Consider the following 17,277-nt stretch of genomic DNA (forward strand, 5'->3'; position numbering starts at 1 on the left):
TAGCTCAGCTGGCTAGAGCAGCTGATTTGTAATCAGCAGGTCGTGGGTTCGAGTCCCTCTATCGGCTCTTGAAATTTTGAAAAACGTTATCAGGAGATTAGGTAAGTGTAAGGTAAACACAAGGATAATCTGGGGTGAGAAGTTCATCCTGAGCGTAGTCGAAGGGAGTCCCTCTATCGGCTCTAAAACGTAAGAAAGACAGGCTCTTTTAAAATATTGTAAAATTAATTGGGAAGATACTCAAGCGGCCAACGAGGACAGACTGTAAATCTGTTGGTTTTTACCTTCGCAGGTTCGAATCCTGCTCTTCCCACAATTGAATTTTAGATTTTAGAATTACGATTGTAGATTTTTATCATTAAGTGAATATCGAATATTGTAAATCGTCAATCAAAAATCAAAATGCGGGAGTAGCTCAGTTGGTAGAGCGTCAGCCTTCCAAGCTGAATGTCGCCGGTTCGAACCCGGTCTCCCGCTCAATTACTTGGGGTTTAAGGTTTCAAGTTGTAAAAGTTTCAGGTTCATTGAGCTAAACTTGCAACTTTAAACGCTAAAACCTGGAACGCACCAAATGCCGGCGTAGCTCAGGGGTAGAGCGTTTCCTTGGTAAGGAAGAGGCCACGGGTTCAAATCCCGTCGTTGGCTCAATTTAAAAAAAGAATTAGAATACACTAATATTATTATATAACTAAGATTAAATTATTTTAACATGGCAAAAGGAACTTTTGATCGTTCAAAACCACATTTAAATATAGGTACTATTGGACACGTAGATCACGGTAAAACAACTTTAACAGCTGCTATTACTAAAGTATTAGCTGATGCAGGTTTATCTGAAGCTAAAGACTTCGATCAGATCGATAACGCTCCAGAAGAAAAAGAAAGAGGTATTACAATTAATACATCTCACGTAGAGTATCAGACAGCTAACCGTCACTATGCACACGTAGACTGTCCAGGTCACGCCGATTATGTAAAGAACATGGTAACGGGTGCTGCTCAAATGGATGGTGCTATCTTAGTGGTTGCTGCAACAGATGGTCCGATGCCACAAACTCGTGAGCACATCTTATTAGGTCGTCAGGTAGGTATTCCTCGTATCGTTGTTTTCTTAAACAAAGTTGATATGGTTGACGATGAAGAGCTTTTAGAGCTTGTTGATATGGAAGTTAGAGACTTATTAAACTTCTACGAGTATGACGGAGATAACGGTCCTGTAATTTCTGGTTCTGCTTTAGGTGCACTTAACGGTGAGCAAAAATGGGTAGATACCGTATTAGAATTAATGGAAGCTTGTGATACTTGGATCGAAGAGCCATTAAGAGAGATTGATAAAGATTTCTTAATGCCAATCGAAGATGTATTCTCTATTACTGGTCGTGGTACTGTAGCAACCGGTAGAATTGAAACTGGTATTGCTAACACGGGTGATCCTGTAGAGATTATTGGTATGGGTGCTGAGAAGTTAACTTCTACTATTACTGGTATTGAGATGTTCCGTCAAATATTGGATAGAGGTGAAGCTGGAGATAACGCAGGTATCTTATTAAGAGGTATTGAGAAAACTCAAATCTCAAGAGGTATGGTAATCTGTAAACCAGGTTCTGTAACACCACATGCTAAATTTAAAGCTGAGGTTTATATCCTTAAGAAAGAAGAAGGTGGACGTCACACGCCATTCCACAACAACTACCGTCCTCAGTTTTACGTACGTACAACTGACGTAACTGGTAACATTGCTTTACCTGATGGCGTTGAGATGGTTATGCCTGGTGATAACTTAACTATTACTGTTGAGTTAATCCAAGCAATCGCCATGAATATTGGTTTACGTTTTGCTATCCGTGAAGGTGGTAGAACTGTTGGAGCCGGTCAGGTAACTGAAATTTTAGACTAATACAGTTAAATATAGTGTAAGTTTAAGGTATTCCGTTTTTTCGGAATACCTTGACTTATATTTACGGGTTTAGCTCAGTTGGTAGAGCACTGGTCTCCAAAACCAGGTGTCGTGAGTTCGAGTCTCGCAACCCGTGCTAAATGAATTTGAGACTTTAGTCTCTCAACAAGTTTACACTTGGCGTAGTCAAAGCAAAGTGTGCTAATAGAATTATAAATGGCAGGATTTGTAAATTATATAAAGGAATCATTTAACGAACTTAAAACTAACGTAAGTTGGCCTACTTGGGCTGAGGCTCAAAACTTAACGGTGCTTGTAGCTGTATTTTCAATTATTTTCTCATTAGCCATATGGGGAGTGGATTCAGTTTTTGCCAAGGTTATTGGTTATTACTTTGATTTAATTAGTTAAAAGAATATTATGTCTGAAGTAAGCGAAAAAAAATGGTACGTTGTTAGGGCCGTAAGTGGTCAGGAAAACAAGATCAAAACCTATATAGAGAATGAAATTGCTCGTTTAGGTTTACAGGATTATGTTGACCAGGTATTGGTACCAACGGAAAAAGTAATTCAGATAAGAAACGGGAAAAAGATCAGTAAAGAAAAAGTTTATTTCCCGGGTTATATAATGATTCAGGCCAATTTATCAGGAGAGGTTCCGCATATCATCAGATCAGTTACAAACGTGATTGGTTTTTTAGGTGAAACAAAAGGCGGTGACCCGGTGCCATTAAGACAATCTGAAGTAAACAGAATGTTAGGTAAGGTTGATGAATTGTCTGTTGAAGAAACAGCAAATGTTGCGATACCGTTTACTAAAGGAGAAACGGTTAAAGTAATTGATGGGCCGTTTAACGGATTTGACGGAACTATCGAAAAAATAAATGAAGAGAAGCGTAAGCTTGAAGTGATGGTTAAGATTTTCGGAAGAAAAACACCATTGGAATTAAGTTATATGCAAGTTGAAAAAGTATAATAATTGTTACACTATATAAAGGATACGTTCTTTTGCTTCCAATTTTAAAGAATCGTATCAAATTAAATTATTAAAAATGGCAAAAGAGTTAAGTAAAGTAGTTAAGCTACAAGTTAGGGGAGGTGCAGCGAATCCTTCGCCACCGGTTGGACCCGCTCTAGGTGCTGCTGGGGTTAACATAATGGAGTTCTGTAAGCAATTTAATGCCAGAACCCAGGATAAAGCAGGTAAAGTATTACCGGTTGTTATCTCTGTTTATAAAGACAAGTCTTTTGACTTTGTTATTAAAACGCCTCCAGCTGCAGTACAATTATTAGAAGCGGCCAAGGTGAAGAAAGGTTCGGGAGAACCAAACCGTAAAAAAGTAGCTAAAGTTTCTTGGGATCAGGTTAAAACCATTGCAGAAGACAAAATGGTAGATTTAAATGCATTTACTGTAGAGTCTGCTATGAAAATGGTTGCTGGTACGGCAAGATCTATGGGAATCACTGTAACAGGGAAGTTCCCTAATTAATCTTTAAAACATTAAAAGATGGCAAGATTAACAAAAAAGCAAAAAGAAGCTGTAGCGAAAATTGAAAAAGGAAGACTTTATTCACTAGATGAAGCTTCAGCATTAATTAAAGAAATTACCAATACCAAGTTTGACGCATCCGTTGATCTTGCTGTACGTTTAGGAGTTGATCCCAGAAAAGCAAATCAAATGGTAAGAGGTGTTGTATCACTTCCACACGGTACTGGTAAAGATATGAAAGTATTAGCATTAGTAACGCCGGATAAAGAAGCCGAAGCTAAAGAAGCAGGTGCTGATTATGTTGGTTTACAGGAATACCTTGATAAAATCAAAGGGGGATGGACTGACGTTGACGTTATTATTACCATGCCAAGTGTTATGGGGAAATTAGGTCCGTTAGGACGTGTATTAGGGCCTCGCGGTTTAATGCCAAACCCAAAAACCGGTACGGTAACTATGGATGTTGCTAAAGCAGTAAGCGAAGTAAAGGCTGGTAAAATTGACTTTAAAGTTGATAAAACCGGTATTGTGCACGCTGCTATTGGTAAAGCATCATTTAGTGCTGATAAAATTGCTGGTAATGCAAATGAATTAATACAAACATTAATAAAACTTAAGCCAACTGCGGCAAAAGGAACTTATGTGAAAAGCATTTTTATGTCTTCTACTATGAGTCCCAGTGTTGCTATTGATCCTAAGATTGGTTAATTAACCTAGTTAAAAACTTTTATTATGACAAGAGAAGAAAAATCACAAGTAATTGAGGAGTTAACTGGCGAATTAGCTAATAACACAAATATCTATTTAACAGATATTTCAGGGTTAAACGCAGGAACAACCTCAGCTTTACGTCGTGCTTGTTTTAAAGCAAACGTAAAATTGGCCGTAGTTAAAAATACATTGCTGGAAAAAGCGATGGAAGCCTCTGAAAAAGATTTTGGTGACCTTCCAACCGTTTTAAAAGGAAATACATCTGTGATGTATTCGGAAACCGGTAATGCCCCAGCCAAGTTAATTAAGAACTTCCGTAAAAAATCAGAGAAACCTTTATTAAAAGGAGCGTTTATTGAGGAAGCTATCTACATTGGTGACGAGCAGTTAGATGTGTTAGTAGATATCAAGTCTAGAGAAGAATTGATTGGTGAGATTGTGACATTATTACAATCGCCTGCTAAAAACGTTGTTTCTGCACTTCAATCCGGTGGAGGAAAACTGGCTGGTATTATTAAAACACTATCTGAAAAAGAAGGATAGTATTAAAAAGTACGCACTTATTACAATTATATTAAAATTAAAAATTTATTAAAACGATAGAAAAATGGCAGATTTAAAAGATTTCGCAGAACAATTAGTTAACTTAACAGTAAAGGAAGTTAATGAGTTAGCTACTATATTAAAAGATGAGTATGGTATCGAGCCTGCTGCTGCAGCTGTTGCTGTTGCTGCTGGTGGCGGTGCTGCTGCTGGAGGAGAAGCTGCAGAAGAAAAAACTGAGTTTGATGTAATCCTTAAAGCACCAGGTGGATCTAAGTTAGCTGTAGTTAAGTTAGTTAAAGAACTTACCGGTTTAGGTCTTAAAGAAGCTAAAGGATTAGTTGATGAGGCACCAAGCGCTATTAAAGAAGGTGTTTCTAAAGACGAAGCAGAAGGCTTAAAAGCTTCATTAGAAGAGGCTGGAGCTGAGGTTGAGCTTAAATAAGCTTAGCATCCTAAAAACACAAAGGTTTAGGGCTGTCCCGCAAAGGCGGGATAAGACCTAAACCATTTTGCGTATATAAAGAGTACATACGCTATCACTATTTTTTTTAATCAAAATTCCGTTCATTGATGTTGTCAACACAAGCTGAAAGATTAAATTTCTCGTCTATTGTAAATAGAACAGAATATCCGGATTTCCTGGATATTCAAATTAAATCCTTCCAGGATTTTTTCCAATTAGAAACAAAGTCTGAAGAACGAGGTGACGAAGGCCTTTATAATACCTTCATGGAAAACTTTCCAATCACGGACTCTCGTAATCAATTTGTTTTAGAATTCTTAGATTACTTCATAGATCCACCAAGGTACGCTATTGACGAGTGTATTGAAAGAGGACTAACATACAGTGTGCCTTTAAAAGCAAGGTTAAAGTTGTACTGTACAGACCCTGAACATGAAGATTTTGAAACCATTGTCCAGGATGTGTACTTAGGAACTATTCCTTACATGACGCCAAGTGGTACGTTTGTTATCAACGGTGCGGAACGTGTAGTGGTATCTCAGTTACACCGTTCTCCCGGAGTATTCTTTGGTCAGTCATTCCATGCTAACGGAACAAAATTATATTCGGCAAGAGTGATTCCTTTCAAAGGCTCTTGGATTGAATTTGCTACAGACATCAATCAGGTAATGTACGCTTACATTGACAGAAAGAAAAAGTTACCTGTAACAACGCTATTCAGAGCTATAGGCTTTGAGCGTGATAAAGATATTTTAGAGATTTTTGATTTAGCTGAAGAAGTTAAAGTATCAAAAACGGGATTAAAAAAGTATTTAGGAAGAAAATTAGCCGCACGTGTACTTAACACATGGCATGAAGATTTTGTTGATGAGGATACCGGAGAAGTAGTATCTATTGAGCGTAACGAGATTGTACTTGATCGTGATACGGTTCTTGATAAAGAAAATATTGAAGATATTTTAGGTGCTGAAGTGAAGACTATTCTTTTACACAAGGAAACGTCTGAACAAGGTGATTATGCTATTATTCATAACACGCTTCAAAAAGACCCGACAAATTCTGAAAAAGAAGCGGTTGAGCATATTTACCGTCAGTTACGTAATGCAGAACCGCCGGATGAAGAAACAGCCCGGGGTATCATTGATAAATTATTCTTCTCAGACCAACGTTACTCTTTAGGTGAAGTCGGGCGTTACAGAATGAATAAAAAATTAGGTCTTGATATTGGTATGGATAAGCAGGTGCTTACCAAAGAAGATATCATTACCATCATAAAATATTTAATTGAGCTTATCAACTCTAAAGCAGAGATTGATGATATTGATCACTTATCTAACCGTCGTGTACGTACCGTTGGTGAGCAGTTATCGTCGCAGTTTGGTGTTGGTTTAGCTCGTATGGCACGTACTATTCGTGAACGTATGAATGTTCGTGACAATGAGGTATTTACACCGATTGATTTGATTAATGCGAAGACCTTATCATCTGTAATTAATTCGTTCTTTGGTACTAACCAGTTATCTCAGTTCATGGATCAAACCAATCCATTAGCGGAGATCACACATAAGCGTCGTTTATCAGCTTTAGGACCTGGAGGTCTGTCGAGAGAAAGAGCAGGTTTTGAGGTTCGTGACGTTCACTATACCCATTACGGAAGACTTTGTCCGATTGAAACGCCTGAGGGACCGAATATTGGATTAATATCGTCGCTTTCAGTGTACGCAAAAGTGAACTCCATGGGATTCATTGAAACACCTTACCGTCCGGTTGAAAACGGCGTTGTAGACATTAAAGGAGATCCGGTTTACTTAAGTGCCGAAGAGGAGGAAGAAAAACTAATTGCCCAGGCAACTGTTCAGGTTGATGATGCAGGTAAGATTTTACATGATAAGGTAATTGCCAGAATGGAAGGTGATTTTCCGGTGACAGAGCCTACCTCAATTCATTATACTGATGTGGCACCAAACCAGATCTCGTCTATTTCGGCATCGTTAATTCCATTCCTGGAACATGATGACGCTAACCGTGCATTGATGGGATCAAACATGATGCGCCAGGCAGTACCTTTATTACGTCCTGAATCTCCAATTGTTGGTACAGGTTTAGAACGTCAGGTTGCTTCGGATTCCAGAGTACTGGTTAATGCAGAAGGCGATGGTGTTGTTGAATATGTTGACTCAAACGAAATTAGAATTCGTTACGAGCGTACCGAAGATGAAGCTAAAGTAAGCTTTGACAGTGATCTTAAAACTTATGAGTTAGTTAAATTCAGAAAAACAAACCAGGGAACTTCTATCAACCTTAAGCCCATTGTTGTTAAAGGTGATAAAGTAACTAAAGGTCAGGTTTTATGTGAAGGTTATGCGACCCAAAAAGGAGAATTGGCACTTGGTAGAAATATGAAAGTGGCCTTTATGCCCTGGAAAGGATATAACTTTGAGGATGCGATTGTAATTTCTGAAAAAGTAGTTCGCGAAGATATTTTTACATCGATCCATATTGATGAGTATTCATTAGAAGTTAGGGATACTAAATTAGGTAACGAAGAGTTGACCAACGACATTCCTAACGTTTCTGAAGAAGCGACTAAAGATTTGGATGAGCATGGAATGATCCGTGTAGGAGCAGAAGTGAAACCTGGTGATATCTTAATAGGTAAGATTACACCAAAAGGAGAATCAGATCCAACACCTGAAGAGAAATTATTACGTGCTATCTTTGGTGATAAAGCCGGTGATGTAAAAGATGCCTCCTTAAAAGCATCGCCATCATTAAACGGGGTGGTCATTGATAAAAAATTATTTGCAAGAGCCGTAAAAGACAAGCGTAAGAGAGCACAGGATAAAGACGATATCTTAGCATTAGAAGCTGAATATGATAGAAAGTTTGATGACTTGAAAGCTATTTTAGTAGATAAGTTATTCGCTATTGTAAATGGTAAAACGGCTCAGGGTATTTTTAATGACTTAGGTGAAGAAGTTTTACCAAAAGGTAAAAAGTTCACTTTAAAGATGTTAAATGCGGTTGATGATTATGCACACTTAGTGTCAGGTAAATGGACAACCGATGAGCATACCAACAAATTAGTGGCGGATTTAATTCACAACTATAAAATTAAAGAGAATGACCTTCAAGGTGCTTTAAGACGTGAGAAGTTCACCATTTCTGTTGGAGATGAATTACCGGCGGGAATCATCAAACTTGCTAAAGTTTACATCGCTAAGAAACGTAAACTTAAAGTAGGTGATAAGATGGCGGGACGTCACGGTAATAAAGGTATTGTGGCCCGTATTGTTCGTCAGGAAGATATGCCTTTCCTGGAAGATGGAACACCGGTTGATATTGTATTGAATCCACTTGGGGTACCATCTCGTATGAATATTGGTCAGATTTATGAAACGGTTCTTGGTTGGGCCGGTCAGAAATTAGGTCGCAAATTTGCAACGCCTATTTTTGATGGCGCTACATTAGAGCAAATAAATGAATTGACTGATGAAGCCGGAGTACCTCAATATGGTCATACACACTTATATGATGGAGGTACCGGAGAGCGTTTTGACCAGGCAGCAACCGTTGGTGTGATCTACATGTTGAAATTAGGACACATGGTTGATGATAAGATGCATGCACGTTCTATTGGACCTTACTCATTAATTACGCAACAACCATTAGGTGGTAAAGCACAATTTGGTGGTCAGCGTTTTGGTGAAATGGAAGTTTGGGCACTTGAAGCTTATGGAGCATCGAGTACTTTACGTGAAATATTAACTGTAAAATCTGATGACGTTATTGGTAGAGCTAAGACTTACGAAAGTATAGTTAAAGGTGAGCCAATGCCAGATCCTGGATTACCGGAATCATTCAATGTATTAATGCATGAATTAAAAGGTTTAGGATTAGATATCAGATTAGAAGAGTAATTATTTAATAAAATTATTTCATCCATATATTATGGCAAGAAAACAAGATAAAAATACAGTTAAGAGATTTAATAAGATCTCAATTGGTTTAGCGTCACCGGAGTCTATTTTAGCAGAATCCCGGGGTGAAGTTTTAAAACCTGAAACTATTAATTACCGTACGCATAAGCCAGAGCGCGATGGGCTATTTTGTGAGCGTATCTTTGGTCCTGTAAAGGATTATGAGTGTGCCTGTGGTAAATATAAGCGTATTCGTTATAAAGGCATTGTTTGTGATCGTTGTGGTGTTGAAGTTACTGAGAAAAAAGTACGTAGAGACAGAGTAGGTCATATTAACTTAGTAGTTCCTGTAGCTCATATTTGGTATTTCCGTTCTTTACCAAACAAAATAGGCTATTTATTAGGATTGCCGTCTAAGAAATTAGATATGATCATTTACTACGAGCGCTATGTAGTAATTCAACCGGGTGGTGCTAAGAATGAAGAAGGAGAACCATTACAAAAAATGGATTTCTTAACGGAAGAAGAATACTTAAATATTCTTGAAGCACTTCCGCAGGAAAATCAATATTTAGACGATTCAGATCCGGAAAAGTTCATTGCTAAAATGGGAGCTGAGTGTTTAATTGAACTTTTAGCAAGAATCGATTTAGAGTCTTTATCATACGAGTTGCGCCATAAAGCAAATACGGAAACGTCTAAACAACGTAAAACAGAGGCTTTAAAGCGTTTACAAGTTGTAGAATCTTTACGTGAATCAAACAATAATCGTGAGAATCGTCCGGAATGGATGATCATGAAGGTTATTCCTGTGATCCCACCGGAGTTACGTCCGTTGGTACCATTAGATGGAGGTCGTTTTGCAACATCAGATTTAAATGATTTATACCGAAGAGTTATCATCAGAAATAATCGTTTAAAGCGTTTGGTTGAAATTAAAGCGCCTGAGGTGATTTTACGTAATGAAAAGCGTATGTTACAGGAATCGGTCGATTCGTTATTTGATAACACACGTAAATCGTCTGCAGTAAAAACAGATTCTAACAGACCATTAAAATCGTTATCGGACTCCTTAAAAGGTAAGCAAGGGCGTTTCCGTCAAAACTTACTTGGTAAACGTGTTGATTATTCGGCACGTTCGGTAATTGTTGTTGGTCCTGAATTAAAATTATACGAATGTGGATTGCCAAAAAATATGGCAGCAGAGCTTTACAAGCCTTTCGTTATTAGAAAATTAATTGAAAGAGGTATTGTAAAAACTGTAAAATCTGCAAAGAAAATTATAGATAAAAGAGAGCCTGTGGTTTGGGATATCCTGGAAAATGTTCTTAAAGGGCATCCGGTATTGCTAAACCGTGCTCCTACATTACACCGTTTGGGTATTCAGGCATTCCAGCCAAAGTTAATTGAGGGGAAAGCAATCCAGTTACACCCGTTAGTGTGTACGGCATTTAACGCGGATTTTGACGGTGACCAAATGGCGGTACACTTACCATTAGGACCGGAAGCTATTTTAGAATGTCAGTTATTGATGTTGGCATCTCATAATATCTTAAACCCTGCTAACGGATCTCCGGTAACAGTACCATCACAAGATATGGTTCTTGGTCTTTATTATATGACCAAAGAACGCAAGTCTACTCCTGAATTGGAAATTAAAGGAGAAGGATTGACTTTCTATTCACCTGAAGAAGTTGAAATCGCTTTTAATGAGAAGAAAGTAGATCTTAATGCCGGTATTAAGGTAAGAACTATAGATATTAATGAAGACGGTAAGTTGGCACCAATGATTGTTGAAACTACTGTTGGACGTGTACTTTTCAATCAAAAAGTGCCTCAGGCTGCCGGATACATTAATCAGGTATTAACTAAAAAATCGTTAAGAGATATTATCGGGAACATCCTTAAAGTAACATCTGTTCCCGAAACAGCTGAATTCTTGGATGAAATCAGAACTTTAGGATTTAATTTCGCTTTCCAGGGAGGTTTATCTTTCAGTTTGGGAGATATCATTATTCCACAAGAGAAGCATGATATGATAGCTGCTGCCAATAAGGAAGTTGATGTTGCTATAGGGAACTATAATATGGGACTTATTACCAACAATGAAAGATATAATAAAGTTATTGATATCTGGACTTCTACAAACGCACAGTTAACGGAGTTATCCATGAAGCGTATCCGAGAGGATCAGCAAGGGTTTAACTCGGTATTTATGATGCTTGATTCCGGAGCTCGTGGATCTAAAGAACAGATTCGTCAGCTTACAGGTATGCGTGGATTAATGGCGAAACCTAAAAAATCGAATGCCGGTGGTGGTGAGATTATTGAAAACCCGATTCTTTCTAACTTTAAAGAGGGACTTTCAATTTTAGAATATTTTATCTCTACGCACGGTGCCCGTAAAGGTCTTGCAGATACCGCACTTAAAACAGCAGATGCGGGTTACTTAACGCGCCGTTTAGTTGATGTCTCTCAGGATGTTATCATTAATATTGAAGATTGTGGTACATTAAGAGGTGTTGAAGTTGAGCCATTAAAGAAAAATGATGAAGTTGTTGAGACTTTAGAAGAAAGAATCGTTGGCCGTGTATCTCTAAATGATGTACATGATCCGTTAACCGATGAACTATTGGTATCTGCTGGTCAACTGATTGAAGATAATATTGCTAAGGCCATAGAAGATTCTCCAATAGAAAGTATTGAAGTACGTTCAGCCCTAACCTGTGAAGCTTTACAGGGTATTTGTGCTAAATGTTACGGACGTAACTTAGCTACCGGTAAAATGGTACAACGTGGAGAAGCTGTTGGTGTGGTTGCGGCACAGTCCATTGGTGAGCCCGGTACGCAGCTAACACTTCGTACATTCCACGTAGGAGGTATTGCAGGTAACATTTCTGAAGATAATAAGCTTGCTGTTAAATTTGATGGTATTGCTGAAATAGAAGATTTAAAGACTGTTAAGGGAGAGGATAGCGAAGGTAACCAGGTTGATATTGTTATCTCTCGTACGTCTGAAATTAAATTAGTTGATGAGAAAACAGGAATTACATTAAGTACTAATAATATTCCTTACGGATCTAATTTAATGATCAAGAACGGACAAAAACTTAGCAAAGATGATGTAGTTTGTACCTGGGATCCTTATAACGGTGTTATTATTTCGGAATTTGCCGGAAAAATTAAATACGAAAACATCGAGCAGGGTGTTACATATCAGGTAGAAATTGATGAGCAAACCGGATTCCAGGAAAAAGTAATTTCTGAGTCCAGAAACAAAAAGTTAATTCCAACAATCCATATTGAGGATGGTAAGGGTGAAACTATTCGTTCATACAACTTACCGGTTGGAGCACACTTAATGATAGATGATGGAGAGAAAATCAGTGTAGGTAAGGTGTTGGTGAAAATACCACGTAAGTCTGCCAAAGCTGGTGATATTACCGGTGGTTTACCTCGTGTTACCGAGTTGTTCGAGGCTCGTAACCCATCTAACCCGGCAGTAGTTAGTGAGATTGACGGTGTTGTTTCTTTTGGCAAGATCAAGCGTGGTAACCGTGAGATCATCGTAGAATCTAAGACAGGTGAAATCAAGAAATACCTGGTTAAATTATCTAATCAAATTCTTGTTCAGGAAAACGATTATGTAAAAGCGGGTATGCCATTATCGGATGGTTCTGTAACGCCTAACGATATCTTGAATATCAAAGGCCCTTCAGCTGTACAGCAATACTTGGTAAACGAAGTACAGGAAGTTTACCGTTTACAAGGTGTGAAGATTAATGATAAGCACTTCGAAGTTGTTGTTAGACAGATGATGCGTAAAGTAAGAATCATTGATTCCGGTGATACAATCTTCTTGGAAGACCAATTAGTTCATAAAGCAGATTTCATTAAAGAAAATGATGATATCTTCGGAATGAAAGTAATTGAAGAAGCTGGTGATTCTACTAACCTTAAAGCGGGTCAGATAGTAACACCACGTGAATTAAGAGATGAAAACTCTATTTTGAGAAGAGAAGATAAGAAACTTGTTGAGGCCAGAGATGCCAAACCGGCAACAGCTACGCCAATATTACAAGGTATTACCAGGGCATCGCTTCAAACTAAATCGTTTATCTCTGCGGCATCGTTCCAGGAAACTACTAAGGTTCTTAACGAAGCAGCTGTAGCAGGTAAAGTGGATACTTTGGAAGGACTTAAAGAAAATGTAATTGTTGGTCACAGAATTCCGGCGGGTACAGGTATGAGAAATTATTCTGATATCATTGTAGGTTCTAAAGAAGAGTTTGACGAAATGATGCAAGTAAAGCAAGAGTTAAATTACAACTAATATTTGGCATTCCCGCGAAGGCGGGAATCTATAAAACAAAAGCCTTCATGTGATTAACTTGAAGGCTTTTTAATTTAATAAAACATTAAAAAATTATGGCAGACGAAAAAGATAAACCAAAACAAGGACAGATAAATATTGAGTTAGATGAAAAAGTAGCTGAAGGAACTTATTCCAACCTGGCTATTATTAACCATTCCGTATCAGAGTTTGTTGTTGATTTTGTAAATATTATGCCCGGGGTTCCAAAAAATAAGGTGAAGTCCAGAATTATATTAACGCCACAGCATGCCAAACGATTATTAAAAGCACTGGCCGATAATATAAACAGATTTGAAAGCGCTCATGGTGAAATTAAAGATTACGAGCAACCGCCTATACCTCTGAATTTTGGGCCAACAGGTCAGGCTTGATAATTAGTAAGAAAATCTGAAAAATGTTTTGTGGAGTGTTGCTCGAAATTTTTCACTGAGCAACCGCCTATACTTTTAAATTTTGGGCCAACAGGTCAGGCTTGATAATTAGTAAGAAAATCTGAAAAATGTTTTGTGGAGTGTTGCTCGAAATTTTTCACTGAGCAACCACCTATACCTTTAAATTTTGGGCCAACAGGTCAGGCTTGATAATTAGTAAGAAAGTAATCTGAAAAATGTTTTATCTAGTGTTGCTCGAAATTTTTTAATGAGCAGCCTCCAATACCTTTGAATTTTGGGCCTACAGGACAAGCATAGAATAAAAAAAGCCTTGAACTTTTAAAAGTTCAAGGCTTTTTTAAGAAACTCGTATTCTAAGAGGCTTGCATACTACTGTTTTTAAAATAATTTAAGGCGCCCGAAGGACATCTTTTTACTTGTTCAATGATTCTTTTAGTCTCCGTATTGTCTAAATTCACCCAGGGAATGATGGAATTGCTGAATACTTCAGACAGTTCTTTAGCGCAGATTCCGGATAAAATACATTTACACGGATCGTAGGTTACAGTAATATCTTTATTACTGAATTGGTTAGCTTCAATTTCCATAAGTAGGTCATTAATTTGGGGTTGATTAACTAAATTAAATCGACTAAATGTATAAAAACATCGATAAAAAACAAAATTTTTAACAATTATTCGATGAAATGCATGTTTGATTTAATCGAATTCAGAAGTAAAATGGAACTTAATACTTGGGTATTTTTGCTGTGTCATCTGCAGAGAAAACAATGAATCTGCTAAGAATACCAATTGATTTTGCTTGTCTTTGGCAAGAAAACGTTGCTTTACTTGCATAAATTCCTTAAACTCATCATTTTTTTCATCTTCAGGGTCCACCCAGCATGCTTTTGAAACGTTCAGGTTTTCATACGTACATTTAGCACCGTATTCATGTTCCAGCCTGTATTGAATAACTTCATATTGTAAAGCACCTACCGTACCAATAACCTTTCTTCCGTTCAACTCCAGGGTAAATAATTGGGCCACACCTTCATCCATTAGCTGGTCAATGCCTTTAGCTAATTGCTTGGATTTTAACGGATCAGCATTATTAATATATCTGAAATGCTCTGGTGAAAAACTAGGGATCCCTTTGTATTGTAAAGTTTCACCTTCCGTAAGTGTATCACCAATTTTAAAACTTCCTGTATCCTGTAAACCTACAATATCACCCGGATATGAAATGTCTACTATTTCTTTTTTTTCGGCAAAAAAGGCATTTGGACTTGAAAATTTTAGCTTTTTATTATGTCTTACGTGTAAGTAAGGTGTATTGCGTTTAAACTCTCCCGATACAATTTTCACAAATGCCAACCGGTTCCTGTGGTTAGGATCCATATTGGCATGAATTTTAAAAACAAAACCTGTAAATTTGTCTTCCTCCGGATTTACCAGGCGCGTATCACTTTGCTTAGGCCTAGGTTTAGGAGCTATTTCTACAAAACAATCCAGTAATTCTCTTACACCAAAGTTGTTTAAAGCCGAGCCAAAAAATACAGGTTGTAAATCACCATTTCGGTAAACTTCTTTATCAAATTCCGGGTAAATACCTTCCACCAATTCAATTTCATCTCTTAAAGTATTGGCGGCATTTTCTCCAACCAAACTATCTAATTCAGATGATGCCAAATCAGAGATTTCAATAGTTTCTTCAATGTCTTTTCTACTGTCTCCGCTAAATAAATTGATATTCTTTTCCCAAATATTATAGATCCCCTTAAACTCGTAACCCATACCAATGGGGAAACTCAACGGGGTTACTTTCAGTCCAAGTTTTTGTTCCACTTCATCAAGCAGATCAAAAGCGTCCTTACCTTCTCTGTCCAGTTTATTGATGAATACAATCATGGGGATGTTGCGCATTCTACAAACTTCCACCAGTTTTTCCGTTTGTTCCTCAACACCTTTGGCAACATCAATAACTACAATCACACTATCAACAGCAGTCAGGGTTCTAAACGTATCTTCGGCAAAGTCTTTATGACCCGGGGTATCAAGAATATTAATTTTAATGGCATTGTATTCAAAGGCCAAAACCGATGTGGCCACAGAAATACCGCGCTGGCGTTCAATCTCCATAAAATCACTGGTGGCACCTTTCTTAATTTTATTACTTTTTACCGCACCGGCCTCTTGAATAGCCCCACCAAAAAGTAATAACTTTTCCGTTAAAGTGGTTTTACCGGCATCCGGGTGAGAGATGATTCCGAAGGTTCGTCTGCGTTCAATTTCTTTTAAAAAGCTCATGTTGATATTCTTGAATGGCTGCAAAGATACTCCATAATTTACGATTTCATAATCCCCAATTTTAGTTTTTCTGTATTAGATTGTATTTATTGATATGAAACTGGTATTTTTGTTTACCCACTAAGCGGGATTTGGTATTCTGAAAGAGGTTTAAAGTCAAAAATTAAATTCAAAGGGATACCGTGTTAACTAGTATTTTGAGGCAGTTGACTATTATGGAAGAAGAAAAAGTAATTCTTGTAAATGAAAAAGATGAGCAGATTGGCTTAATGCCTAAAATGGAAGCTCATGAAAAGGCGGTGCTGCACCGTGCATTTTCAGTCTTTATTTTTAATGATAAAAACGAATTAATGCTACAGCAACGGGCTATGGATAAATATCATTCTCCAGGGCTTTGGACCAATACATGCTGTAGCCATCAGCGTGATGGAGAAACTAATATTGAAGCGGGAAAACGCCGTTTACAGGAAGAAATGGGCTTTGTTACTGAATTGGAAGAATCTATTTCTTTCATCTATAAAGCACCTTTTGATAACGGTTTAACCGAGCATGAATATGATCATGTGCTATTAGGGAAATATGAAGGCGAACCATCCATAAATAAAGACGAAGTAGCCGGGTGGAAATGGATGCCGTTAGAGGCTGTAAAAGTTGATATTAACTTAAACCCACACATATATACTGAGTGGTTTAAAGTGATTTTTGATAAATTCTACGAATATATAAATGTGGCCTTATGAGAGTAACAGTTAGTAGAAAAGGACATTTTAATGCCGCGCACAGACTATACCGGAAAGATTGGAGTGATGATAAGAACCAGTTGGTTTTTGATAAATGTAGCAATCCTAATTTTCACGGGCATAATTATGAGTTAATAGTGAGTGTTACCGGTGAGATTGATCAGGAAACGGGTTATGTAATTGATATTAAAACCTTAAAGGAGATCATGAAAGAAGAAGTTGAGGATGCTTTCGATCATAAAAACTTAAATATTGAGGTGCCTGAGTTTAAAGATTTAAACCCAACAGCTGAAAATATTTCCGTGGTAATTTATAATAAAATGAGACCCAGAATCAAACCGCATTTAGACCTTGAAATCACCCTTTTTGAAACACCGAGAAACTTTGTAACCTATTCCGGTAATTAATTTTATGGAATTATTACCTATTATATATTTATTTAAACTTAAAATTCTT

Annotated in this window: 14 protein-coding genes and 4 tRNA genes; 16 read left to right on the plus strand and 2 right to left on the minus strand. The window is 37.5% G+C overall.

Annotated features, from left to right (window positions below):
• The first annotated feature begins 230 nt into the window (after nt 1-230).
• From Q0983_RS09730 to Q0983_RS09795, 14 genes are all read left to right on the plus strand, one after another.
• Nucleotides 231-313, plus strand: a tRNA-Tyr gene (locus Q0983_RS09730).
• A gap of 91 nt (nt 314-404) precedes the next feature.
• Nucleotides 405-477, plus strand: a tRNA-Gly gene (locus tag Q0983_RS09735).
• Between the two features lie 96 nt (nt 478-573).
• Nucleotides 574-645: transfer RNA gene (locus Q0983_RS09740), tRNA-Thr, on the plus strand.
• 64 nt (nt 646-709) lie between these two features.
• Nucleotides 710-1,897, plus strand: coding sequence for an elongation factor Tu (tuf, locus tag Q0983_RS09745; protein ID WP_299552049.1), 1,188 nt, complete (start codon nt 710-712; stop codon nt 1,895-1,897).
• Between the two features lie 63 nt (nt 1,898-1,960).
• Nucleotides 1,961-2,033, plus strand: a tRNA-Trp gene (locus Q0983_RS09750).
• 80 nt (nt 2,034-2,113) lie between these two features.
• Nucleotides 2,114-2,308, plus strand: coding sequence for a preprotein translocase subunit SecE (secE, locus tag Q0983_RS09755; protein ID WP_299552052.1), 195 nt, complete (start codon nt 2,114-2,116; stop codon nt 2,306-2,308).
• A 9-nt stretch (nt 2,309-2,317) separates the two neighbouring features.
• Nucleotides 2,318-2,872 (plus strand): transcription termination/antitermination protein NusG, encoded by a 555-nt coding sequence (gene nusG, locus Q0983_RS09760; protein WP_299552055.1) that lies wholly within the window; start codon nt 2,318-2,320, stop codon nt 2,870-2,872.
• A gap of 76 nt (nt 2,873-2,948) precedes the next feature.
• Entirely contained in the window at nt 2,949-3,386 is a 438-nt protein-coding gene (gene rplK / locus Q0983_RS09765; protein ID WP_299552058.1) for a 50S ribosomal protein L11, read from the plus strand.
• Nucleotides 3,387-3,404: 18 nt separating this feature from the next.
• Nucleotides 3,405-4,094, plus strand: a complete 690-nt coding sequence (rplA, locus tag Q0983_RS09770; protein ID WP_299552061.1) for a 50S ribosomal protein L1 — start codon at nt 3,405-3,407, stop codon at nt 4,092-4,094.
• 24 nt (nt 4,095-4,118) lie between these two features.
• Entirely contained in the window at nt 4,119-4,640 is a 522-nt protein-coding gene (rplJ, locus tag Q0983_RS09775; protein ID WP_299552064.1) for a 50S ribosomal protein L10, read from the plus strand.
• Between the two features lie 64 nt (nt 4,641-4,704).
• Nucleotides 4,705-5,085: a 50S ribosomal protein L7/L12 gene (gene rplL, locus Q0983_RS09780; protein WP_299552067.1), complete on the plus strand. Its 381-nt coding sequence runs from the start codon at nt 4,705-4,707 to the stop codon at nt 5,083-5,085.
• 128 nt (nt 5,086-5,213) lie between these two features.
• On the plus strand, nt 5,214-9,026 hold the full coding sequence (rpoB, locus tag Q0983_RS09785; protein ID WP_299552070.1) for a DNA-directed RNA polymerase subunit beta: 3,813 nt from the start codon (nt 5,214-5,216) through the stop codon (nt 9,024-9,026).
• A gap of 31 nt (nt 9,027-9,057) precedes the next feature.
• The gene (gene rpoC / locus Q0983_RS09790; protein ID WP_299552073.1) at nt 9,058-13,359 is read left to right on the plus strand and encodes a DNA-directed RNA polymerase subunit beta'; all 4,302 of its coding nucleotides are present in this window, start codon (nt 9,058-9,060) and stop codon (nt 13,357-13,359) included.
• A 95-nt stretch (nt 13,360-13,454) separates the two neighbouring features.
• The gene (locus Q0983_RS09795; RefSeq protein ID WP_299552076.1) at nt 13,455-13,772 is read left to right on the plus strand and encodes a DUF3467 domain-containing protein; all 318 of its coding nucleotides are present in this window, start codon (nt 13,455-13,457) and stop codon (nt 13,770-13,772) included.
• A gap of 374 nt (nt 13,773-14,146) precedes the next feature.
• Here Q0983_RS09795 and Q0983_RS09800 read toward each other — a convergent pair whose 3' ends face one another.
• Entirely contained in the window at nt 14,147-14,380 is a 234-nt protein-coding gene (locus tag Q0983_RS09800; protein WP_299552079.1) for a (4Fe-4S)-binding protein, read from the minus strand.
• A 111-nt stretch (nt 14,381-14,491) separates the two neighbouring features.
• Nucleotides 14,492-16,081, minus strand: a complete 1,590-nt coding sequence (locus Q0983_RS09805; protein WP_299552082.1) for a peptide chain release factor 3 — start codon at nt 16,079-16,081, stop codon at nt 14,492-14,494.
• A gap of 215 nt (nt 16,082-16,296) precedes the next feature.
• On the opposite strand from Q0983_RS09805, the gene idi reads away from it, so the two are divergent.
• The gene (gene idi, locus Q0983_RS09810) at nt 16,297-16,821 is read left to right on the plus strand and encodes an isopentenyl-diphosphate Delta-isomerase (RefSeq protein ID WP_299552170.1); all 525 of its coding nucleotides are present in this window, start codon (nt 16,297-16,299) and stop codon (nt 16,819-16,821) included.
• Nucleotides 16,818-17,228: a 6-carboxytetrahydropterin synthase gene (locus Q0983_RS09815; RefSeq protein ID WP_299552085.1), complete on the plus strand. Its 411-nt coding sequence runs from the start codon at nt 16,818-16,820 to the stop codon at nt 17,226-17,228. The genes idi and Q0983_RS09815 overlap by 4 nt, the downstream gene beginning before the upstream one ends.
• The last annotated feature ends 49 nt before the right edge of the window (nt 17,229-17,277 follow it).

The organism is Seonamhaeicola sp., assembly GCF_028281565.1.
GTDB lineage: Bacteria > Bacteroidota > Bacteroidia > Flavobacteriales > Flavobacteriaceae > Seonamhaeicola.

Excerpts from the sequence above, each read along its gene's own strand:
- rpoB (WP_299552070.1), top strand. The coding sequence starts at position 5,214 with ATGTTGTCAACACAAGCTGAAAGATTAAATTTCTCGTCTATTGTAAAT.
- rplA (WP_299552061.1), top strand. The coding sequence starts at position 3,405 with ATGGCAAGATTAACAAAAAAGCAAAAAGAAGCTGTAGCGAAAATTGAA.
- rplL (WP_299552067.1), top strand. The coding sequence starts at position 4,705 with ATGGCAGATTTAAAAGATTTCGCAGAACAATTAGTTAACTTAACAGTA.
- Q0983_RS09800 (WP_299552079.1), bottom strand. The coding sequence starts at position 14,380 with ATGGAAATTGAAGCTAACCAATTCAGTAATAAAGATATTACTGTAACC.
- tuf (WP_299552049.1), top strand. The coding sequence starts at position 710 with ATGGCAAAAGGAACTTTTGATCGTTCAAAACCACATTTAAATATAGGT.
- rplJ (WP_299552064.1), top strand. The coding sequence starts at position 4,119 with ATGACAAGAGAAGAAAAATCACAAGTAATTGAGGAGTTAACTGGCGAA.
- rpoC (WP_299552073.1), top strand. The coding sequence starts at position 9,058 with ATGGCAAGAAAACAAGATAAAAATACAGTTAAGAGATTTAATAAGATC.
- Q0983_RS09795 (WP_299552076.1), top strand. The coding sequence starts at position 13,455 with ATGGCAGACGAAAAAGATAAACCAAAACAAGGACAGATAAATATTGAG.
- rplK (WP_299552058.1), top strand. The coding sequence starts at position 2,949 with ATGGCAAAAGAGTTAAGTAAAGTAGTTAAGCTACAAGTTAGGGGAGGT.
- Q0983_RS09815 (WP_299552085.1), top strand. The coding sequence starts at position 16,818 with ATGAGAGTAACAGTTAGTAGAAAAGGACATTTTAATGCCGCGCACAGA.
- Q0983_RS09805 (WP_299552082.1), bottom strand. The coding sequence starts at position 16,081 with ATGAGCTTTTTAAAAGAAATTGAACGCAGACGAACCTTCGGAATCATC.
- secE (WP_299552052.1), top strand. The coding sequence starts at position 2,114 with ATGGCAGGATTTGTAAATTATATAAAGGAATCATTTAACGAACTTAAA.
- nusG (WP_299552055.1), top strand. The coding sequence starts at position 2,318 with ATGTCTGAAGTAAGCGAAAAAAAATGGTACGTTGTTAGGGCCGTAAGT.
- idi (WP_299552170.1), top strand. The coding sequence starts at position 16,297 with ATGGAAGAAGAAAAAGTAATTCTTGTAAATGAAAAAGATGAGCAGATT.